This is a genomic window from Erwinia sp. V90_4, from assembly GCF_029967685.1.
Taxonomy (GTDB): Bacteria; Pseudomonadota; Gammaproteobacteria; order Enterobacterales; family Enterobacteriaceae; genus Erwinia; species Erwinia aphidicola.
This window is the reverse complement of sequence record NZ_JASCAQ010000001.1, coordinates 245,712-264,588: the sequence shown is the minus strand read 5'-3', so window position 1 is coordinate 264,588 and position 18,877 is coordinate 245,712. Positions and strand designations below refer to the sequence as shown.

The window sequence follows — 18,877 nt, the reverse complement described above, 5'->3', positions numbered from 1 at the left end:
CGGGTAGTCCTTGAGGAAAGACTACCGGCAAAAGTCAGGTAAATTGCCCCATCCCTTCGCCGGCATTATCCGGATCAGGTGTTAAGGGTCATCGCGCCGCTTGCGCTTGCGATTTCTCAGCCCGTTGCCGGGCTCCCCCTGGAGCCTGAACTAATACAACAATTCTTCCGGCGAGTCACGAAAATAGCACAATCGTACATTTTCCAGGCACATTGTGGCTAACCCGACGGCGCAACAGCGAATAATCTTTACGGGCAAAAAACAGCGGCCTACTCCGCCTCACCTGGTAGCCAGGTTTGTTATTATTAAGGAAGATTATGTGCAGAAAAAACAGGATGTTGACTGCCGGTCGCCGAGAATTAGTCAGTCAGGGCCGCTGGTATAAAATGGGTTGGAAAGAGATCGCGATTGCGCTGCCATTGACGCTGATCGTTATTGCCTGGGGTATCACCCTTGTCATTCCGCCCCCCCAAACTGCTGCAGTCAAGCAGTCCATCAGCGCAACGCCTGAACTGATCCAGCGCGGTGCTTATCTGGCTCGCGTGGGTGACTGTGTAGCCTGCCATAGCCAGCCAGGTAAGCCCCCTTTCAGCGGTGGCGCGCCTATCCCCTCACCGATTGGCGGCATGGTGCCGCCAAATATCACCCCGGATAAACAGTTTGGCATCGGCACCCTGAGCTATGCTGATTTTGACAACGCCGTCAGACAGGGTATTCGCAAGGATGGCACCACACTCTACCCGGCGATGCCCTGGCCTTCTTACCGTCGTATTTCCCACCACGATATGCAGGCGCTCTACGCTTATTTCATCCACGGCATTGACGCTGTGCCTTGCGCCAGCGCGAAAAATAGCATCCCCTGGCCGTTATCGTTGCGCTGGCCAGTGACATGGTGGCGCTGGCTGTTTGCGCCAAAAGCGGGGCCAGTCCCACAGAATGCGCCAGAAGATCCGGTAAAACTGGGTGCCTATTATGTTGAGGGATTAGGACATTGCGGAGCCTGCCATACACCACGGGCAGCCACCTTACAGGAAGTCGCTTATGACGACAGCGATCGCCATTACCTGTCCGGTGCGCAGGTTATTGACGGCTATGCGGCCCCTTCGTTACGTGCAGAGCTGCGCAGCGGGCTGGGAAACTGGCAGCGGGATGAACTGGTTGAGCTGTTAAAGACCGGCGTTACGGACAACGCGGCAACCTTTGGCCCGATGTCTGATGTGGTGAGCCACTCAACCCAATATATGACTCAGCCGGATCTTCAGGCGATGGCTGACTATCTGCGCTCATTGTCCCCCGCGGTTCAACAACCTCAACTTTTCTATAGTACCCGCACTTTTACGGCATTTAGCCGTGGGGATCTGTCAAAAGCGGGTGCGGAAGTCTATTTAAAAAACTGCTCAGGGTGTCATTTAACTAACGGCCTTGGCTACCGTAAAAAATTCCCCGCACTGGCTGTAAATTCTGCGGTTAACTCGGCAGATCCGGCAGGGTTAATCAGCATTGTTCTGAACGGTGCGACTCAGCCTGCAAGCTCATCGCCCGGCCCTTATTATTCGATGCCGGGTTTTGCCGGCAGATTAAACGACCGACAGATTGCCGACGTACTGAGCTTTATTCGTTCATCCTGGGGCAATCAGTCGGCAGCGGTCCCAGAAACGGCCGTATCCGTATTGCGCAAACCACTCCCCGCTGCGCAACCCTGAATCAGGATAATCGCGAAAAAGGAACTTTTATGAGAGTCAGAATAACCCGCCAGCTTAACTGCCTGCTGTTTGCCGCCCTTACCGCCGCCACTTTATCCGCAGAAGCCCACCTGACTGACAGTGATATGACTTACCCCGCCGGGACGATTGAACAGCTGGCCAAAGCCAGTGGTTGCATGAGCTGCCATGGACCCGGCGGTATCAGTCAGTCGCCGCAATGGCCAAATCTGGCCGGCCAAAAGGCACCTTATCTGGAGAGTCAACTCCAGGCATTTCGCGCCGGCCGCCGTAAAAATGGAATGATGGAAAACATTAGCCAAAATCTGACTGCGGAAGATATGAAACGGCTGGCGAACTATTTCAGCAAGTTGCCTGTTAATAATCACTGATGGTTAAGCTGAGGATGGTATGAACAATCATTCACTTTTGCGCCGCCGCCTGATTAAAGCGTTAACGGCATTGAGCGTGATATTGCCGGGATGGATCCGCCCCGCAGCGGGCTTTGCCAGAGAGAGCAAAACGCTGCTGCTCCAGTCATTCAAAGGCGTGTTGGTATGGCAGACCGATCCAGAGTGGTTACGCTGGTTCTGGGCAATGACCTGGTACAGTAAAAAGCCGCAGCGTTTCCCCGCGCTTATCGCCCAGCCGCAGGACAGTGACGATCTTAAGCTGCTGCTGGGCTGGGCAGCTCAGTCCGGGCATCAGGTTGCACTGCGCAGTTCCGGCCACAACATCACTCTGGCACCGTTACGCCATAATGCCGTCACCGTCGATTTATCATTATTCAGCGCTATCGCCATTGATGCCGGGGCAAAAACGGCCTGGGCAGGTCCGGGCGTGTTCAGCCAGCAGCTTAATCAGGCTACCTTCCAGTACGGGCTGGTTTTCCCCGGCGCGCACACGGGTTTTGTCGCGCTGGGTGGCTTCCTGTTGGGGGGCGGAATGGGCTGGAACATGCCCGCTTATGGTATGGGCTGTGCCTCCGTGCTGGCGGCAGAGCTGATGCTGGCAGACGGCCGTATCGTCACCACCTCTGCGACAGAAAATCCCGATTTATACTGGGCGATGCGCGGCGTTGGGCCCGGTTTTTTTGCCGTGGTGCTGCGCTATAAGCTGCAGCTACACCCGGCACCGGCCGCCGTGATGAACACCTTCTATTTTCCACTGGAAAAGTTGCGTCCGGCGCTGGAAGAGATCCTGAGGCTGTTACCCGCAAATAACCAGCGTTCAGAAATTCTTGGTGCTCTGGGCAAGTTTTCTCCTGCTGGTACTCCCCCGGCAGAACAGCGCTGGCACTATGTTCTGAACGTTGTCTCCTTTGGCGAGAACCTCAGTGCCGCCACTGAGGTGGCTGAAATTTTTAACCACAGCAGATTGCCCCAGATCTGCTCATTACAGAGTACTCACAACCGCACGCTTAACTACCTGGAGCTGTTCGACGCGCTGGGTGCCACTGACGCTTACAGCACCAGCCGCACCAGTGAAAGCGCATTTTTTACTGAGCATCCTGAGGAAGTGCTGCCGGTTATCGCGCAGCTGCTGGAACAGGAGGCGCCCGACTCACGCTCGTTCGGATTTTCAGTCATTGATACCAACCCTACCGTGCCAGAACCCTGCAGTTTTACCTGGTGGGCCCCCCACTACGTTTCATGGTATCTGATTGGTGAAAACCAGCAGGAGATCGCCGCCAACCAGCGGCTGATGAAAAAAATGAATGCCGCGGTTAAGCCCTGGGTCAGCGGCTACTACATCAACGAAATAGACCTCTCGCTGGCACCGGAACTGGCACAGCTCTGCTTTTCCGATCAAAAGTGGCAGCGGCTCAATGAACTGAGAGCCGCCTGGGATCCGCATAATCTGTTTTTCGGCTACGTCAGCGATGATCCAGAGCGCTGATGGCCAGGGTTATCACCATCCAGCAGGCATAACAGCCCCTGCAATGTCCTGCCCGGCTCACCGTCGTTGTTCAGCGTCAGGCAGCCTGCGCCAACCGGCTCCGCGGCAGCCCGGCGCAGGCGCTGCGCGATCTCCGCTTCATCTTCGCGCCCGCGCAGGCGCAGGCGCGCCGCCAGCACGTTGGGCGACACCTGCAAACAGACCGCCAGCAGCCGCTCGCCGTAGCGCTGCTGCGCGGCGGCCAGATGCAGCCGCGAACCGTTAACCACCACGTCCAGCCCGCTTGCCAGCCACTGGTCGATCTCGATACCCAGCGCGTAGTAAAACTGGTGCGCCTGCCAGTTGAGGGCAAACAGACCATACTCGCGCCGCCGCATAAACTCATGCTCGCTGAGGGCGACGTGATTCTCGCCCCCTGCCGTCGCGCTGCGGGTAATATAGCGATGCGCCACGACCACCTGCGGCGGCGCACACTCGCGCAGCGCCAGCAGCAGGCTGTCCTTGCCGGAGCCGGATGGCCCCATCAGCCAGATCAGCCGCCCCATCAGAACACCGTCCGCCCCTGCGCCCAAACGCTTTTCACATACACCTGCTCGCGATGCTGGCGCACCAGCACCATATCCGCACGCTTGCCTTCGGCGATGACTCCGCGATCGTGCAGGCCAATGGCCTGGGCCGGATTACGCGTGACCAGCGCGACGGCCGCAGGCAGCGCAATGCCGTTCTGCTCATCGCGGGCAATGCGGAACGCGGCATCCAGCAGGCTGCCGGGGTAATAGTCGGAGGAGAGAATATCCAGCAGCCCGAGGGAAGCCAGTTCCGCCGCCGAGACGTTGCCGGAGTGCGAGCCGCCGCGCACGATGTTCGGCGCGCCCATCAGCACCTGCAAACCCATCTCATGGGAAGCGCGTGCCGCTTCGACCGTGGTCGGGAATTCGGCGATGGTACTGCCCACCCCTTTCGACTCCACCACGTGTTGGTCAGTCGCATCGTCGTGGCTGGCCAGCGGAATATGGTACTGGCGGCACCATGCGGCGATCGCTTCACGGTTCGGCTGCGACCAGCGGGCGGCCAGGCGCAGCTGATCGGCCTGATACTGATCCAGCTGCGCATCGCTGAGCTGGTACTTGCCGCCAAAGTAGGTGCGCCAGGCGTCGAGTGACACATACTGACGCTGGCCCGGCGAATGGTCCATCAGCGACACCAGCGACAGCGCCGGGTTACACATCAGCTGCTCGAACAGCGGCAGCGTGGAGTCGTGAGGCAGCTCGCAGCGCAGGTGCAGGCGGTGCTCGGCACGGTTCAGGCCATGCTTCTGGCTGTGCCGTATCGCATCGATCATCTTGTTAAGATTTTCCATACGGTGGCCGCCATCGCGCACGTCGCCCACGCCAATCGCATCCAGCACCGTGGTAATGCCGCTGGCAATAATCAGCGCGTCGTGGCCGCTCATCGCCGAGTGCGCCGGCCAGTCAACCTTGGGGCGCGGGGTAAAAAACTTGTCGAGATTATCCGTATGCAGCTCGACCATGCCCGGCATCAGCCAGCCGCCCTCGCCGTCAATCGCGCAGGGCAGCTGGCTTGGCGTATCGGAGAAGGCGGAGATGATGCCGTTCTCGCAGGCCAGCGATCCTGCCACGACTTCATTTTCCAGAATTAGCTTAACGTTGTTGATAATCATACGGCGTGCTCCACAGCAGCGGGTTGCATCACGTGCAGACGGTCAGCGATGCGATCGCGCACCGCGTTATCATGAAAAATTCCGACGATGGCGGCACCGCGCTGGCGCGCCTGTTCAATCAGCCCAACCACCGCCGCGCTGTTAACGCTGTCGAGCGAGGCGGTCGGCTCATCCAGCAGCAGGATCGGCGACTCAGCAATAAAGCCGCGCGCAATGTTAACGCGCTGCTGCTCACCGCCGGAGAAGGTTGACGGCGCCAGCGCCCACAGGCGTTGCGGTACGTTGAGGCGCCCCAGCAGATCGCTCGCGCGCGCGGCGCTCTCGGCACGATCCACGCCGTGCTCCAGCAGCGGCTGCATCACCACTTCCAGCGTGGAGATACGCGGGATGACGCGCAGAAACTGGCTGACCCAGCCCAGCGTATCGCGGCGGATGCTGAGGATCTGGCGCGCCGGGGCGCTGACCAGATCAACCCACTGCTGCTGATGATCCACCCAGATATGGCCGCTATCCGGCAGGTAGTTGGCATACAGCGAGCGCAGCAGGGTTGATTTGCCGCTGCCGGAATGGCCGTGCAGCACCACGCACTCCCCCGCCGCCACCTGCAGTGAGGCGTTGCGTAACACCGGCAGTTCCGCGCCGTGCTGGTTATGCATCACAAATGTTTTCGACAGATTTTCGACGCGCAGTTTCAGCTTCATGATTATTTCCATCATTTTCAACACGGGACGACCGGGAAAAAGGGGCGTCCCCTGGGTGACCCGGGCGGCCACGAACCGTAGGGGCGGACCCGCTTTTTCGGTCCGCCCGATTTATACAATCGACGAGACTAAAAGCTGGGTATATGGATGATGCGGATCGTCCAGCACCCGGTCGGTCAGGCCGCTCTCGACCACCGCGCCCTGCTTCATCACCAGCAGGCGATGCGCCAGCAGGCGGGCCACGCCGAGGTCGTGCGTGACAATCACCACCGCGAGATTCAAATCACGCACCAGGCTGCGCAGCAAATCGAGCAGGCGCGCCTGCACCGAAACATCCAGCCCACCGGTTGGCTCGTCCATAAACACCAGTTTAGGATGGGTCACCAGGTTGCGCGCAATCTGCAAACGCTGCTGCATACCGCCGGAGAAGGTGCCCGGCAGGTCATCAATCCGCGCCAGCGGGATCTCCACGTCCTGCAGCCATTTGCCTGCGGTGTGGCGGATCTCACCATAGTGGCGCTGCCCCACCGCCATCAGGCGCTCGCCGATATTGCCCCCGGCAGAGACCTGCGCGCGCAGGCCGTCCATCGGGTATTGATGCACCACGCCCCACTCGGTGCGCAGCAGACGGCGGCGCTCGCTTTCGCTCATCGCGTACAGATCCTGCCCCTGATAGATAATCTCGCCCTGTTGCGGCGCCAGCCGCGCCGAGATGGCCTTCAGCAGCGTAGTTTTACCGGAGCCGGACTCGCCGACGATGCCTAATACTTCCCCCGGATAGAGCTCAAACGACACGTCGCTGAAGCCTTTGCCCGGCGCATAAAGATGGGTTAGCTGATTGACCGCCAGCAGCGGGGATTCACGGTTCATGGCTGATTCTCTTGTTGCTGATGGCAGTAATCGGTATCCGAGCAGACAAACATGCGCGTGCCGGCATCATCCATCACCACTTCGTCCAGATAGCTGTCGCGCGAGCCGCACAGCGCGCAGGGTTCAGACCACTGCTGCACGCTAAACGGGTGGTCGTCGAAATCCAGGCTTTCCACTTTGGTATACGGCGGCAGCGCGTAGATACGCTTCTCGCGCCCGGCGCCGAACAGCTGGAGCGCGGGCATCATATCCATTTTCGGGTTGTCGAATTTCGGGATTGGCGACGGGTCCATCACGTAGCGATCGTTGACCTTCACCGGGTAGGCGTAGGTGGTGGCGATATGGCCGTAGCGGGCGATATCTTCATACAGCTTCACCTGCATGATGCCGTACTCCTCCAGCGCGTGCATGGTGCGGGTTTCCGTCTCACGCGGTTCAATAAAGCGCAGCGGTTCCGGGATCGGCACCTGATAAATCAGGATCTGATCCTCGACCAGCGGCGTTTCCGGGATGCGGTGACGCGTCTGGATCAGCGTGGCATCCACGGTGCGTTCCGTGGTTGCTGCCCCGCTGACGCGCTGGAAAAAGCGGCGGATTGACACCGCGTTGGTAGTATCGTCCGCGCCCTGGTCGATCACTTTCAGCACGTCATTTTCGCCAATCACGCTGGCGGTCAGCTGGATCCCGCCGGTGCCCCAGCCGTAAGGCATCGGCATTTCACGCCCGCCAAACGGCACCTGATAGCCGGGGATCGCCACCGCCTTGAGGATTGCGCGCCGGATGGTGCGCTTGCTCTGCTCATCAAGGTAGCCGGGGTTGTAACCGCTGAGTTCAGTCACGGTGTTTCTCCTGGTATTCAGCACGCAGGCGCTTGAGCAGTTCAAGCTCGGCCTGGAAATCAACGTAGTGGGGAAGTTTCAGGTGCGAGACAAAGCCCGCTGCCTCGACGTTATCGGCGTGCGACAGCACAAACTCTTCGTCCTGCGCCGGGCTGGTAATGCGCTCGCCGTGCTCATCGGTTTGCAGCGCACGGTCCACCAGCGCCATCGCCATCGCCTTGCGCTCGGCGCGGCCAAACACCAGCCCGTAACCACGGGTAAAGTGCGGCGCCCGATCTGCCGGGGTGGTAAAGCCGTTGACCATCTCGCACTCGGTCAGCAGCACTTCGCCGATTTCCAGCGGAAAGCCCAACTCTTCCGGGCAGATCTCCACCGTGACATAGCCGGTACGGATCTCCCCGGCAAACGGGTGGGTACGCCCGTAGCCGCGCTGGGTGGAGTAGCCCAGCGCCAGCAGGAAACCTTCGTCACCGCGCACCAGCTGCTGCAGGCGCGCCGAGCGCGGCATCGGGTAGGATGGCGCATCCTGGGTGATATCGACAGGTTCACTGCCGTCATCTTCCTCGCGCAGCGCCAGCCCTTCACGCGTCATCAGGTCAAACATATGCGGGCACTCTGCCTGCAGCGGCTGTTCGGCACGCGGCGTGGGCGGCGTTTTGCCCTCTGCCAGCAGGGTGAAATCGAGCAGGCGATGGGTGTAGTCGTAGGTCGGCCCGAGCAGCTGCCCCCCAGGCAGATCCTTATACACCGCCGAGATGCGGCGCTCGACGCGCATCGCCGCGCTGTCGAGCGGCAGGCTGTCCGCCAGGCGCGGCAGCGTGGTGCGGTAGGCACGCAGCAGGAAGATGGCTTCCACCAGATCGCCGCTCGCCTGTTTGATCGCCAGCGCCGCCAGTTGGCGGTCGTGAATGCCGCCTTCGGTCATCACGCGATCCACGGCCAGACCCAGCTGCTGATCAATCTGTTCACAGCGGATTTCAGCCCGGTTCGCATCGCCACGGCGCAGGCTCTCCTGCAGCTGATGGGCGGCGGCTATCGCCTTCTCGCCCCCTTTAACGGCAACGTACATCAGCACACCTCCACAACGGTGCTGCGCGGCAGCGCCATCATGTTTTCACCGCAGGTAAAGATCAGGTCGATGCCCTGCGGGAAGTGATGCGCGCGGTTACGCAGGTAGCTGAGCACGCTTTCCGGCAGCTGCGGCGCAATGGCGCGGCGCTCCATCAGGCCCGGCCCGCGCAGGCGTAACGTCAGTCCGCCGCTCAGGGCAGGCACGTCGATAATCAGCGTGGTGCTTTTCTCCGGCGCGACGTTATCCCCCGCAGAGAACTGGCTTATCTCCGTGCCGTCAGCGGCGTGCAGCAGGGCAAAGGGGGCGTCGGTGCGCGCGGTGACCGGCGCCCCGGTATGGAAACGCAGGTTGCTGAGCAGCGCATCATCGTTCAGCGCCTGGTCGATCCACAGCGGCGTTTCGCGGTCGACCAGCGTCATTAATACCGCCGTGGCGGCCGGAGAAGCACGCCCCCAGGCCGGCAGCGCGGGCAACGACACCATTACGCCCGGCTCGCTCATCGCTTTCAGAATGCGGCGAAAGGCGCGCTGGGCATCAGCAACAGGATGGCTAAAGCTGGCAAGTAAGGTCATCAGTTATCTCCCCGGACAAGGGTAAAGAAGTCAACGCGGCTGCTGGCCACTTCGCGTGAGCGCAGCGTCTGCTGCTCCTGACGCAGGGCCGCCAGCGGCGCAATAATGTGCTGATACAGATGCGGCATACCGTCGCTTTGCAGCAGGGCATCCAGCAGCGCACAGCGTTCGGCATGATCTTTATCGCGGCCAAGAATGTAGCTGTATCCGCACAGCCCGTTTGCCAGCCGCACCACGGCACGGGTCACGGTGGTATCGCCCAGAATAAAGCGTTTACCGGTGCCGCCCATGCGCGCCTGCAGGCGAGTCAGGCCGGTTTCTGCCGGGCGCAGCAGCTGATAATCCGCCTTCAGATCCTGCGGCCAGTGCGCCAGCAACTCTGCAGGCTGGCTGTGGGCCAGCACGGAGAGCCAGTGCTGACGTGCCTTGTTTGCTTCCATTTAGTGCTCCAGCGTCAGTTCGATCATATCGGCACGCGTCAGGCTGACGGAGTATTCCGCCATGCTGCCGCTGTCGGTACAGGTATTCAGGGTGCGCACGCACAGCAGCGGCGCGTGCAGGGCCACTTCCAGCAGGCCACTCTCTTTTGCCTGGGCGCGGCGGGCAGTGATGCGCGTCTGCTTGCGCGTCAGCCCGGCGGTGAGGTGCTGCTGAATGAAATCGTGCAGTGAGCCGCTGTTAAACTGCTGTAGCTGCGGCCACCAGCTCAGATCGGGCAGGTAGTGGTTAATCACGCAGACCGGCACGCCGTTGACCCGGCGCAGCGTGCGCAGGTGGACAACCGTGTCGCCCTCTTTGCACGCCAGTGCGCTGGCGACTTCCGCATTGCACGGGCGCAGTACCGCCAGCAGGCGCTCGCTGGTCGGGTGGCTACCCTGCTCCAGCAGGTTCTGGCTGAAGCGCGCCTGGGCATGCAGCGGGTAGTTATACGGGCGCATCAGCACCAGAATACCCACGCCCTGGCGGCGCTGAACCAGCCCTTTATCCACCAGCTCATCCACCGCACGGCGCAGGGTGTGGCGATTGACGGCATAGTTTGCGGCCAGCTGTTTTTCGGAGGGCAGGTACTCCCCGCAGCGATAGCGGTTGCGCAGCTCCTCCTCCAGCTGGGCGGCGATGGCCTGATACAAAGTGGTCGGATGTCTGGATAAGTTGAGCATGTAAAAAATCTCCGCGAAGCCGTCCGTTCAGCGGGGGAGGCAATGTGCCTTAAGCTCCCCACCGGGTTGCACACCAAGATGGCCAGGTTGTGTGACAGTGCGGTTAAGGAGTGATGAAGGTTTTTAAAAAGCGCCGCGAGTGGGTGAGCATGGTGCGCTAACTAGCAAACACAGAACAACGTCTACACTTTGCCTCTTTGCTTCTTCTTCTCTGGGAAACGTTATGTCTGCAACTTCCACTTCTCTGCCTGCGGCCGTGTATACGCTGGGATTCGGCGTTTTTGCCATGGTAACCAGCGAATTCCAGGTGGCGGCGATGATGAATATCATGACGGCCGACCTGAACATCAGCCTGCCGATGGCGGGCTATTTGATCACCGTGTATGCGCTGGCGATGGCGCTCGGCGGCCCGCTGCTAACCCTGCTGCTGCTGAAGCAGCCGCCGCGCCGCGGGCTGTTTATTCTCCTCGGGCTGTTTATTACCAGCCAGGCGCTCGGTGCCATTGCCAGCAACTACCCGCTGCTGATGGCGGCGCGCATTATGACCGGGGCGGTTGCCGGGGCATTCATTGGCTGCGCGGTGAGTACTGGCGTCAGGCTGGTGAAGCCAGAGCTGATCTCACGTGCGATCACCGTGGTGCTGGGTGGGCTGATGATCGGCACGGTTATCGGTCTGCCGCTGGCGAGCTTTATTGGGAACCTCGCGGGCTGGCGCGTCAGCTTCTGGTCGGTGGTGGGGATTACGCTGCTGGCGCTGTGGCTGACGCGGCTGACGTTGCCAAAATCGTTGCATGCGGAAGATATCAGTCTGGGCGACGAGCTGCGGGCGCTGAAAAACCCGCTGCTGTGGCGCACTTACAGTACCAGCATGATGATCATCGGCGCGACCTTTGCCGGCTTCAGCTACTTCACGCCGATCCTGAGCAACGAGACTGGCTTTAGCGCCGGGAGCATTACCTGGCTACTGGTGATTTACGGCGCCGCTACGGTACTGGGTAATGCGGTGGTCGGCAGGCTGGCACAGCGCTTTGCGCTGCCGGTGATTATCTTTGGCCTGCTGTGCCTGATGCTGTTTATGACGCTGTTTGCGCTTTACATTGCGCAGCCGGTGATTGCCGTGGCGGCGGTGGTCGGCGTTGGCTTGACCGGGGTAACGATGAACCCGGCGATGGTGACGCGGGTGATGGGCGCGGCCGGCAACCGTCAGCTGGTGAATACGCTGCACGCTTCGATGATCACCCTCGGCCTGATGCTGGGGTCGCTGCTCGGCGGGCTGGGCATTGAGTACGGCTTTGGCCTGAGCGCCCCGCTGTGGATTGGCGTTGGCATGGCGTTCTGCGGGCTGTTAACCCTTATCCCCGATGCGCGATCGCCGCAGCAGGAAACCTGCCGCAACTGATATCGCTAACTGAAGGCCGACCCGCAATTTGTTGCCAGGGTGACGCGTAGGGGTTGACCCTCTTTTTCGGTCAACCCGCACTATTTTGCTGAAGGCCGACCGGAAAAGAAGGTCGGCCACTACAGTAGACCTGCATACATCAAAAATATCCCCCTGCTGTGGCATCTCGCCCGCCTCAACCCATCTATAATTAGCGATTTACCATTCAGCAGGGACAAACGATGAATCAACAACGCTGGGCGCAGGTCGACGACTATCTGGTGGAGCAGCTGGTGGTGCAGGATGAGGCACTGCTTGCGGCGCTGGAGGCGAACCAGGCGGCGGGTTTACCGGCAATTGATGTCGCCCCCAACCAGGGCAAGCTGCTGCAGCTGTTCGCCAGAATGGTCGGGGCAAAACGCATTCTGGAGATTGGTACGCTGGGCGGCTACAGCACCATCTGGCTGGCTCGTGCGCTGCCGGAGGATGGCAAAGTGATCACCCTGGAATATGAAGCGCATCATGCCGAAATTGCGGCGAAAAACATCCGTCATGCCGGGCTGGAGAGTAAGGTAACTATCCGCGTCGGCGCAGCGCTGGATACCCTGCCCACTCTCGCCGGGTCCGCGCCGTTCGATATGATTTTCATCGATGCCGACAAGCGTAATAACCCGGCTTACCTTGAATGGGCGATTACCTATTCCCGTACCGGAACGTTAATTATTGGCGATAACGTGATCCGCAACGGGCGCGTGGCCGACGGCGACACCAGCGACTGGAACCTGCAGGGCGTGCGTGATTTTTTGTCGATGATGGGCAGCCATCCGCGCCTTGACGCCACCGCGATTCAAACCGTGGGCGCCAAAGGCTGGGATGGCTTTTCGCTGGCGCTGGTCAAATAATGTTGGGGTCGGGCATGCCCGACCTTTAATTATCTGACCCCCGCTTCCGGATCAAGCGAGGAGAGCGAGACAAATATCCCGCACAGCGCTGAAATAACCAGCGGCAGGACAAAGGCATCCGAATAGCGCAGCGGATTTTCCAGATCGAAGACGATCACCACAAAAAGCAGGCTGGATGCCATTGTCGTGCTGGAGAAAACCAGGGCCGCCTTAAGATGCATATTTTTCAGGGAAAAAAGTGGTCCGCGCACACTATATCTCTCCCATATTAAGTGAATTAATAAATAGATAACGCAAATCGTTAAATAGAATACCCCCAACTGCTGACCGTTGTGCGGGAAATACCAGGCTGACTCCATCATTTAGCTCTCCATGCCGAGTAGAGATAAAGAGCACTCAGTACCACTGCTCCAGAAATAGCGCCACACTTCCAGATGTAATCGCTGTAGATTACGGAAGGAACAAGCACGGGAACCAGGCTTGAAAGGCCAAACCCCAAACCAAGCCCACCCCCTATCGCACTGACAAAATCCTTCAGGTTGAAATCCATCTTAACCTCTCTTACTTAATCCACTAATAAACCCACTGTTTATTATCTATCCGATAATCCTACCCGGTTAAAAATAGAAAAACATTAATGAAGCCGATAAAAAAACCCGGCAAATTTTGTTTTCCGGCACGGATCGCAAAATTCAGCAGGGCCCTACATCAGCGTTACATTGATTGCGGGACGTTCAGCGCCGGGAAGCGTTGTAATAAGCGCGCAAACAGCTGAGACATCTGCTGATCGAGCGCTAATTCACGGCCTTCACCTGCCTGCACCGCCGCAAACACCTGGTGCTTGAGAAAGTGACGCCACACGACCGGGCGCTGCGCGAGGAAGTTGGTGAGCAGCTGATAGCGCTGCGGCGTCCACAGGCTTTCAAACTCGCGTCGGGCGCTGCCCACGTCAAAGTGTTCCCCGCTGGCATCCGCCATCGCGCTGCGCAGACGGGCGCTGCCGACCTCGTCAATCTCTCCGTTCTGCAGCGCCACGCCGTACTGCTCGCGCGCCGCCTGTTCGCTGACAAAACCGCACTGCACATCTTGCAATACCGCCTGCAGGCTGCGGTTCTTCGCCAGCCCGTAGCCGCCCGCGCCCGGCCCCTTGATCGCCACCACATCCCCCGGCCCGCAGTGGATCACATCGGTATTGCCGTGTTCAGTGACGCGCCCGTCGGCGTGTTCGGTGCGGAACCACGAAGTGCTGCCCGCCCGGCCACCGGCGGCGCCCGCCGAAGAGAACACCGAGCGGTTACGGTTTCGCGCCGTAATGGTGGTATTGGGTGCGAACACCTCAAACGCCATCTCCGTTGCCAGCCCGCCGCGAAACTCCCCGGCCCCGGCGCTGTCGGCGGCCAAACCGTAGCGATGAAAGCGTACCGGCACCTCCGCTTCGTTAATCTCGATGGGGGTATTTTTCAGGAACGCCGAGAGGCCGCCCGAACCGTCCGGGCCATCGTGCCTGGGCGTGCCACCCGCGCCGCCGCCTACCGGGCCGAGCGAAGCCACCACGCTGCGGTTCTGCCCGTCAACGGTGCGAATATTAATAATGGAATTGCCGCCCGGCGAATTGGCCGGCAGGCGCTCCGGCATCGCCAGCGAGAAAGCCCCCACGGTGGCGATCTGCGACATCGCGCAGGTCAGTGAGCGCATTCCCACCGCCGCTGGCGCTTCGCAGTTCATAATGGTGCCAGGCGGCAGAATAGCCCGCGTCGGGCGCAGCGTTCCGGCATTGAGCAGCAGCGAACGGTCAAGGGTAGAGAGCACATAGGTGACGCCGACCAGCGCCAGCGGATGACGCTCGCGCCCGCCGGTGGGCATATTCAGCGACGACATCAGCTGCGGATCGCTGCCGGTATAATCCAGCTCCAGCCGCTCGCCCGTTACCCGCAGCGTGACGGCGATGCGGCACGGATAGCCGCCCTCACCGTCTTCATCGGCATAGTCGGCGTAAAAATAGTCGCCGTCGGGAATGGTGCTGATTATGCTGCGTGCCTGCTGCTCGGCATAGTCGAGAATCCCCTCAATACCGCTGAGGAAATCGTCAATGCCGAAGCGGGCGATAATCTCCTGCACCTTGCGTTCGCCGATGTTGACCGAGGCGATCTGCGCGTTGAAGTCGCCCCAGTTCTGATCCGGCGCACGGACGTTGAGGCGCATTATGCGCGCCACCTCTTCGTTCAGCACCCCAGCGCTGATGATTTTTAGCGGCGGAATGCGGATCCCCTCCTGCACAATTTCACTCAGCGAGCGCGACAGCGAGGCCGGAACAGCGCCGCCGACGTCGGTATTGTGGATATGCCCGACCACAAAGCACGCGATCTCACCTTGATAAAACACCGGCTTCCAGATATGGATATCCGGCGAATGGGTGGCCACATTGCCCGCGTAGGCGTCGTTAGTGATGCAGATGTCCCCTTCCCGGTAGCCGTCGATCAGTTCCAGTACCGGGCCGTAGTCGATACCGCTGTACCACGGCGCGCCGAAGCTGCGCGGTGAGGCAAACGCCATTCCGCTGCGGCTGACGATCTGGCAGGAGAAGTCCTCCGTCTCTTTAACAAAGGTCGAGTGGGCGGTGCGCATCAGGGTAAACGCCATCGCATCGGCGGCGGCCGCGCAGTAGTTAGCGAGGATTTGCAGGTTACGACCATCAATTGCCATGATGCGCTCCGGTTTGCGGGGTAATAATCAGGTTGCCAAAGCGGTCGACGTCGACCTGCATCTGCGGTGGAACACAGGTGGTACAGTCGTCCTGGGTGATAATCACCGGGCCATCCAGCTGGTGCCCGGCCAATAGCGCGCTGCGGGCGACCACGCCAACCTGCCACCACTGGCCGTCGATCCACGCGTCCACTTCACGCACTACGGCCACCGGATCAGTGGCCTGCGCCAGCGTGCTGAGGCGCGGTTTCGGCGTCGGTGAGGAGAGCACCAGCCGCAGGTTGATCAGCTGTACCGCCGCGTGCCGATCGTGGTGACCGAACAGGCGCGTGTGGTGAGCATCAAATGCCGCACGCACGGCGGCGAGATCGCCCGCCAGTAGCCAGGCTTCCTGCAGCGCCACGTCAATTTCAAACGACTGCCCGCGGTAGCGCATATCGGCGGAGAAGCTCAGCTGATACGGCAGATCGGCACCGTATTCCCGCGCCAGCCAGCCTTCGGCGTCGCGACGGAGTTCGCTCGCGTTGACCTGCAAATCGTCCATGACCGCCAGCGTCAGCTCGCAGTACAGCGTGCGGATAAAGTCATTTTTTATATCGGCCACCAGCCCGCCGAGCGCCGACAGCACCCCAGGCGTAGGGGGAACCACGACGCCTTTCAGCTTCAGCTCACGCGCCAGGAAGCAGCCCATCATCGGCCCGGCGCCGCCGAAGGCGAGGAAGTAGAACTCACGGGGATCGAGGCCGAAGCGTGAAATCAGCCCACTGGTGTCGCTGTACATGCTGGAGATCGCCAGCGCGATAATATTTTCCGCCGTCTCCTCAATACTGATACCGAGCGGTGCCGCCAGTTTTTCCACCGCCGCGCGCGCCCCGGCCACGTCGACCTGCACCGCGTTATAGCCGAGGTCGCCGTGACCAATGAGCCCGCAGGCGGCAAAGGCATCGGTCGCGGTGGCTTCGCTACCGCCGCGCCGGAAGCAGACTGGCCCCGGCAGCGAACCGGCGCTGTCCGGCCCGACCTGCAGGACGCCGAGACTGTCGATCCAGGCGATCGACCCGCCGCCCTGACCCACCGAGGTGACCGACACTGACGGAATGTAGATTGGGAAATCCCCGATAATTTCGCCACTGCCGTACTCCGGGCGGCCATCGATAATCACCGCCACATCGGCGCTGGTGCCGCCGATATCGAGGCTGAGCAGGCGGTCAAAGCCGCAGCTTTCGGCAATATAGCTGGCGCCCATCACGCCGGAAGCGGTGCCGGATAGCACCATCTGTACGCACTCGGCTTTGGCCTGCGCCAGCGCCATCACTCCACCGTTGGATTTGGTGATGCGCGGCGGCACCGGCACGCCCATCTCTTTCAGGGCGCGTTCGAACGAGTCAAGGTAATGGATCACTTTTGGCTGTACATAGGCGTTGATCACCGCAGTGATGGTGCGTTCGTATTCACGGATAATCGGCCAGATCTCGGCCGAGCAGGAGATCAGCAGATCGGGAGCAATTTCGGCGACGATCGCGCGCACCTGCGCTTCGTTACTGCCGTTGCGATAGCTATGCAGCAGCGAGACGACTATCCCCTGGCACCCCGCAGCGCGCGCCCTGTCTACCGCGTCTACCACGCTCTGGCGCTCGACCGGCTGTAGCACGTTGCCGTCGCGGTCGCTGCGCTCTTTGATGGCGAAGACGCGGTCGCGGGCGATCAGCGGGGCCGGGCGGCGTGAGAACAGGTCGTGGATATGAGGGATTTTCAGGCGGGCCAGCTCCAGCACGTCGCAGAAGCCCTCGGTGGCGAACAGCGCCAGCTTGACGCCTTTGCGCTGGATCACCGCATTCACGCCAACGGTGGTGCCGTGGGTGAAGTAGTGGATATCAGCCGGATTGATGCCATCGCGCTGCTGAAATGCCGCCAGCCCGGTGGTAATTTCACTGCCGGGGCTGTCGGGCCGCGACAAGACTTTCAGGGTGCGGATGCTGTTATCACGCTCGTCAAGCAGCGCAAAGTCAGTAAACGAGCCGCCGATATCGACGCCAACGCGGTAGGTCATGGAGTGCGATCCTCTGGTGGGGTAGGAATAAATTCCATCAAGCGCTGTGGCTGTGCCACCGGCTTCCAGCCCGCCCGACGGTATACGTCGTGCGCGTCATCGGTCGCCAGCATCCAGCGTTTGATGGTTTTCAGTTCAGGGTGATGGACAATAGCGGCGGCAAACCAGCGCCCTAAGCCTTTACCACGGTGCGCTTCGTCGATCATCACGTCGCTGAGATAGGCAAAGCGGCTGTAGTCGGTGATCAGGCGGCCAAAACCTACCTGCTGCTGCTGGTAATAGATGCCGAAGGGCATTGAGGCCGCGAGGGAGCGCTCGGTCATTTCCAGCGTTTGCCCCTGCGCCCAGTAGCTGTGTTCGGAGATGTGGTAGTGGACCCAGGCGATATCGATTTTTTGCGGGTCGCTGCTTAACAGGTAGTCATCGCGCTGCCATTCGGCAACGGCAGGCACAAGCGGCATTAGCATAGGGATCCCTGACTGTTTTTGGCGGTTTAAAACAGTGTAAGGCCAATGCTGGCGAGAGTTTTTGGGTTGATAAGGGTCGGTACGGCGTTTTGTGGGGAATTGCGGGCGGGCGAGGAAATTTTGTGCCGGCGCATTCAGGGCTGGCCTGAAGCGGGCGAGGCGTGCCTCGCCACAACGTGACAGCGATGACTGTCACCTCTTTGGTTACGGGTGCGGTTCGACGAAAATGCCGTCTTCGTGGCCGGATTCATTAAAGAACCAGATCCCCAGTGGATAATCCTCCAGCGCCACCAGGAACATGGTGCCTTCGCTAAACTCCTCCACTGCCAGAACCGTCCCCGGACGGCGTGGTCCGCCGTCAGTTTTTACCGTTACGCGCTCATTAACTTTCATGGTCTCTCCCAAGCCTGATTTGCTTCAGTTTAACCGAGTATTTTATGGCGCGCAGCAGTCTGGTCAGTTAGCGACGTGCAATCACCCACACCGCGTGGATGATACCGGGGATGTAGCCGCACAGCGTCAGCAGGATATTCAGCCAGAATGCTCCGCCAAAACCAACCTGCATAAACACGCCCAGTGGGGGTAAAAGAATCGCAATCACAATGCGTAAAAAGTCCATACACTCTCCGTTTTCTGTTTTTGTCAGGGGTTAACCCGTTGATCAGTATAGCTAGCCAAAAAAATCATCGCGTCGTTAGCGCGTAAAGCTGCGTAAAGTCTTCTGTTGTCTCACTTTTTCGCTTTCTTTACGTTTCGCGGTGAGACTCCTGACAGGGTTTAATCTTAGAATCTTCTCACTGCACCAACCCCAAAGGCGCAGAAAGGCTGTCTCCACCCTTGGATGTTAGCGTGAGTGGAGACCGCCTACCAAAAGTAACAAGGA

20 protein-coding genes and 1 riboswitch are annotated in these 18,877 nt (G+C 60.1%); of the genes, 5 read left to right on the top strand and 15 right to left on the bottom strand.

From position 1 onward, the window contains the following. Nucleotides 1-34 precede the first annotated feature (34 nt). Nucleotides 35-149: riboswitch (TPP riboswitch) on the bottom strand. A gap of 237 nt (nt 150-386) precedes the next feature. The 3 genes from QLG07_RS01240 to QLG07_RS01230 are packed head-to-tail and all read left to right on the top strand — an operon-like array spanning nt 387 to nt 3,599. Next, a complete protein-coding gene (locus tag QLG07_RS01240; RefSeq protein WP_282468261.1) occupies nt 387-1,703 on the top strand; it encodes a cytochrome c in 1,317 nt (438 codons plus the stop codon). A gap of 29 nt (nt 1,704-1,732) precedes the next feature. Continuing rightward, nucleotides 1,733-2,092, top strand: coding sequence for a cytochrome c (locus tag QLG07_RS01235; RefSeq protein ID WP_053110492.1), 360 nt, complete (start codon nt 1,733-1,735; stop codon nt 2,090-2,092). A 19-nt stretch (nt 2,093-2,111) separates the two neighbouring features. After that, complete coding sequence (locus tag QLG07_RS01230; protein WP_282468260.1) at nt 2,112-3,599, top strand: FAD-binding oxidoreductase; 1,488 nt, start codon at nt 2,112-2,114, stop codon at nt 3,597-3,599. Here QLG07_RS01230 and phnN read toward each other — a convergent pair. The 9 genes from phnN to phnF all read right to left on the bottom strand — a co-directional run bounded on the left by phnN (nt 3,572) and on the right by phnF (nt 10,494). Next, nucleotides 3,572-4,144 (bottom strand): ribose 1,5-bisphosphokinase, encoded by a 573-nt coding sequence (gene phnN / locus QLG07_RS01225; protein WP_282468259.1) that lies wholly within the window; start codon nt 4,142-4,144, stop codon nt 3,572-3,574. The genes QLG07_RS01230 and phnN overlap by 28 nt on opposite strands. Continuing rightward, complete coding sequence (phnM, locus tag QLG07_RS01220; RefSeq protein WP_048918498.1) at nt 4,144-5,280, bottom strand: alpha-D-ribose 1-methylphosphonate 5-triphosphate diphosphatase; 1,137 nt, start codon at nt 5,278-5,280, stop codon at nt 4,144-4,146. Before phnM ends, phnN begins: the two co-directional genes overlap by 1 nt. Further along, nucleotides 5,277-5,981 carry a phosphonate C-P lyase system protein PhnL gene (gene phnL / locus QLG07_RS01215; protein ID WP_282468258.1) on the bottom strand — a complete coding sequence of 235 codons (705 nt, stop codon included), beginning with the start codon at nt 5,979-5,981 and terminating at the stop codon, nt 5,277-5,279. The genes phnM and phnL overlap by 4 nt, the downstream gene beginning before the upstream one ends. Nucleotides 5,982-6,092: 111 nt before the next feature. Further along, nucleotides 6,093-6,851: a phosphonate C-P lyase system protein PhnK gene (phnK, locus tag QLG07_RS01210; RefSeq protein WP_048918500.1), complete on the bottom strand. Its 759-nt coding sequence runs from the start codon at nt 6,849-6,851 to the stop codon at nt 6,093-6,095. Then, nucleotides 6,848-7,690: an alpha-D-ribose 1-methylphosphonate 5-phosphate C-P-lyase PhnJ gene (locus QLG07_RS01205; protein WP_048918501.1), complete on the bottom strand. Its 843-nt coding sequence runs from the start codon at nt 7,688-7,690 to the stop codon at nt 6,848-6,850. Before QLG07_RS01205 ends, phnK begins: the two co-directional genes overlap by 4 nt. Then, nucleotides 7,683-8,759, bottom strand: coding sequence for a carbon-phosphorus lyase complex subunit PhnI (locus QLG07_RS01200; RefSeq protein ID WP_048918502.1), 1,077 nt, complete (start codon nt 8,757-8,759; stop codon nt 7,683-7,685). The genes QLG07_RS01205 and QLG07_RS01200 overlap by 8 nt, the downstream gene beginning before the upstream one ends. Next, on the bottom strand, nt 8,759-9,334 hold the full coding sequence (phnH, locus tag QLG07_RS01195; RefSeq protein WP_048918503.1) for a phosphonate C-P lyase system protein PhnH: 576 nt from the start codon (nt 9,332-9,334) through the stop codon (nt 8,759-8,761). The genes QLG07_RS01200 and phnH overlap by 1 nt, the downstream gene beginning before the upstream one ends. After that, nucleotides 9,334-9,774 carry a phosphonate C-P lyase system protein PhnG gene (gene phnG / locus QLG07_RS01190; RefSeq protein WP_282468257.1) on the bottom strand — a complete coding sequence of 147 codons (441 nt, stop codon included), beginning with the start codon at nt 9,772-9,774 and terminating at the stop codon, nt 9,334-9,336. Before phnG ends, phnH begins: the two co-directional genes overlap by 1 nt. After that, the gene (gene phnF, locus QLG07_RS01185; protein ID WP_048918505.1) at nt 9,775-10,494 is read right to left on the bottom strand and encodes a phosphonate metabolism transcriptional regulator PhnF; all 720 of its coding nucleotides are present in this window, start codon (nt 10,492-10,494) and stop codon (nt 9,775-9,777) included. Between the two features lie 223 nt (nt 10,495-10,717). Here phnF and QLG07_RS01180 point away from each other — a divergent pair, with 223 nt between their 5' ends. Both QLG07_RS01180 and QLG07_RS01175 read left to right on the top strand, forming a co-directional pair. Then, entirely contained in the window at nt 10,718-11,893 is a 1,176-nt protein-coding gene (locus tag QLG07_RS01180; protein WP_282468256.1) for an MFS transporter, read from the top strand. A gap of 221 nt (nt 11,894-12,114) precedes the next feature. Further along, nucleotides 12,115-12,774 carry an O-methyltransferase gene (locus tag QLG07_RS01175; protein WP_282468255.1) on the top strand — a complete coding sequence of 220 codons (660 nt, stop codon included), beginning with the start codon at nt 12,115-12,117 and terminating at the stop codon, nt 12,772-12,774. Nucleotides 12,775-12,803: 29 nt separating this feature from the next. Here the strand turns inward: QLG07_RS01175 and QLG07_RS01170 are convergent, their stop codons facing one another. The 6 genes from QLG07_RS01170 to QLG07_RS01145 form a co-directional block, all read right to left on the bottom strand. Beyond that, on the bottom strand, nt 12,804-13,136 hold the full coding sequence (locus QLG07_RS01170; RefSeq protein ID WP_191149291.1) for a hypothetical protein: 333 nt from the start codon (nt 13,134-13,136) through the stop codon (nt 12,804-12,806). A 352-nt stretch (nt 13,137-13,488) separates the two neighbouring features. Then, the gene (locus QLG07_RS01165) at nt 13,489-15,477 is read right to left on the bottom strand and encodes a hydantoinase B/oxoprolinase family protein (protein WP_282468254.1); all 1,989 of its coding nucleotides are present in this window, start codon (nt 15,475-15,477) and stop codon (nt 13,489-13,491) included. Then, a complete protein-coding gene (locus QLG07_RS01160) occupies nt 15,467-17,527 on the bottom strand; it encodes a hydantoinase/oxoprolinase family protein (protein WP_282468253.1) in 2,061 nt (686 codons plus the stop codon). Before QLG07_RS01160 ends, QLG07_RS01165 begins: the two co-directional genes overlap by 11 nt. Next, entirely contained in the window at nt 17,524-17,994 is a 471-nt protein-coding gene (locus QLG07_RS01155) for a GNAT family N-acetyltransferase (protein WP_282468252.1), read from the bottom strand. The genes QLG07_RS01160 and QLG07_RS01155 overlap by 4 nt, the downstream gene beginning before the upstream one ends. A 204-nt stretch (nt 17,995-18,198) precedes the next feature. Further along, nucleotides 18,199-18,387: a protein DsrB gene (dsrB, locus tag QLG07_RS01150; protein ID WP_133623940.1), complete on the bottom strand. Its 189-nt coding sequence runs from the start codon at nt 18,385-18,387 to the stop codon at nt 18,199-18,201. Nucleotides 18,388-18,454: 67 nt separating this feature from the next. After that, nucleotides 18,455-18,613, bottom strand: coding sequence for a YqaE/Pmp3 family membrane protein (locus QLG07_RS01145; RefSeq protein ID WP_048916370.1), 159 nt, complete (start codon nt 18,611-18,613; stop codon nt 18,455-18,457). Nucleotides 18,614-18,877 lie beyond the last annotated feature (264 nt).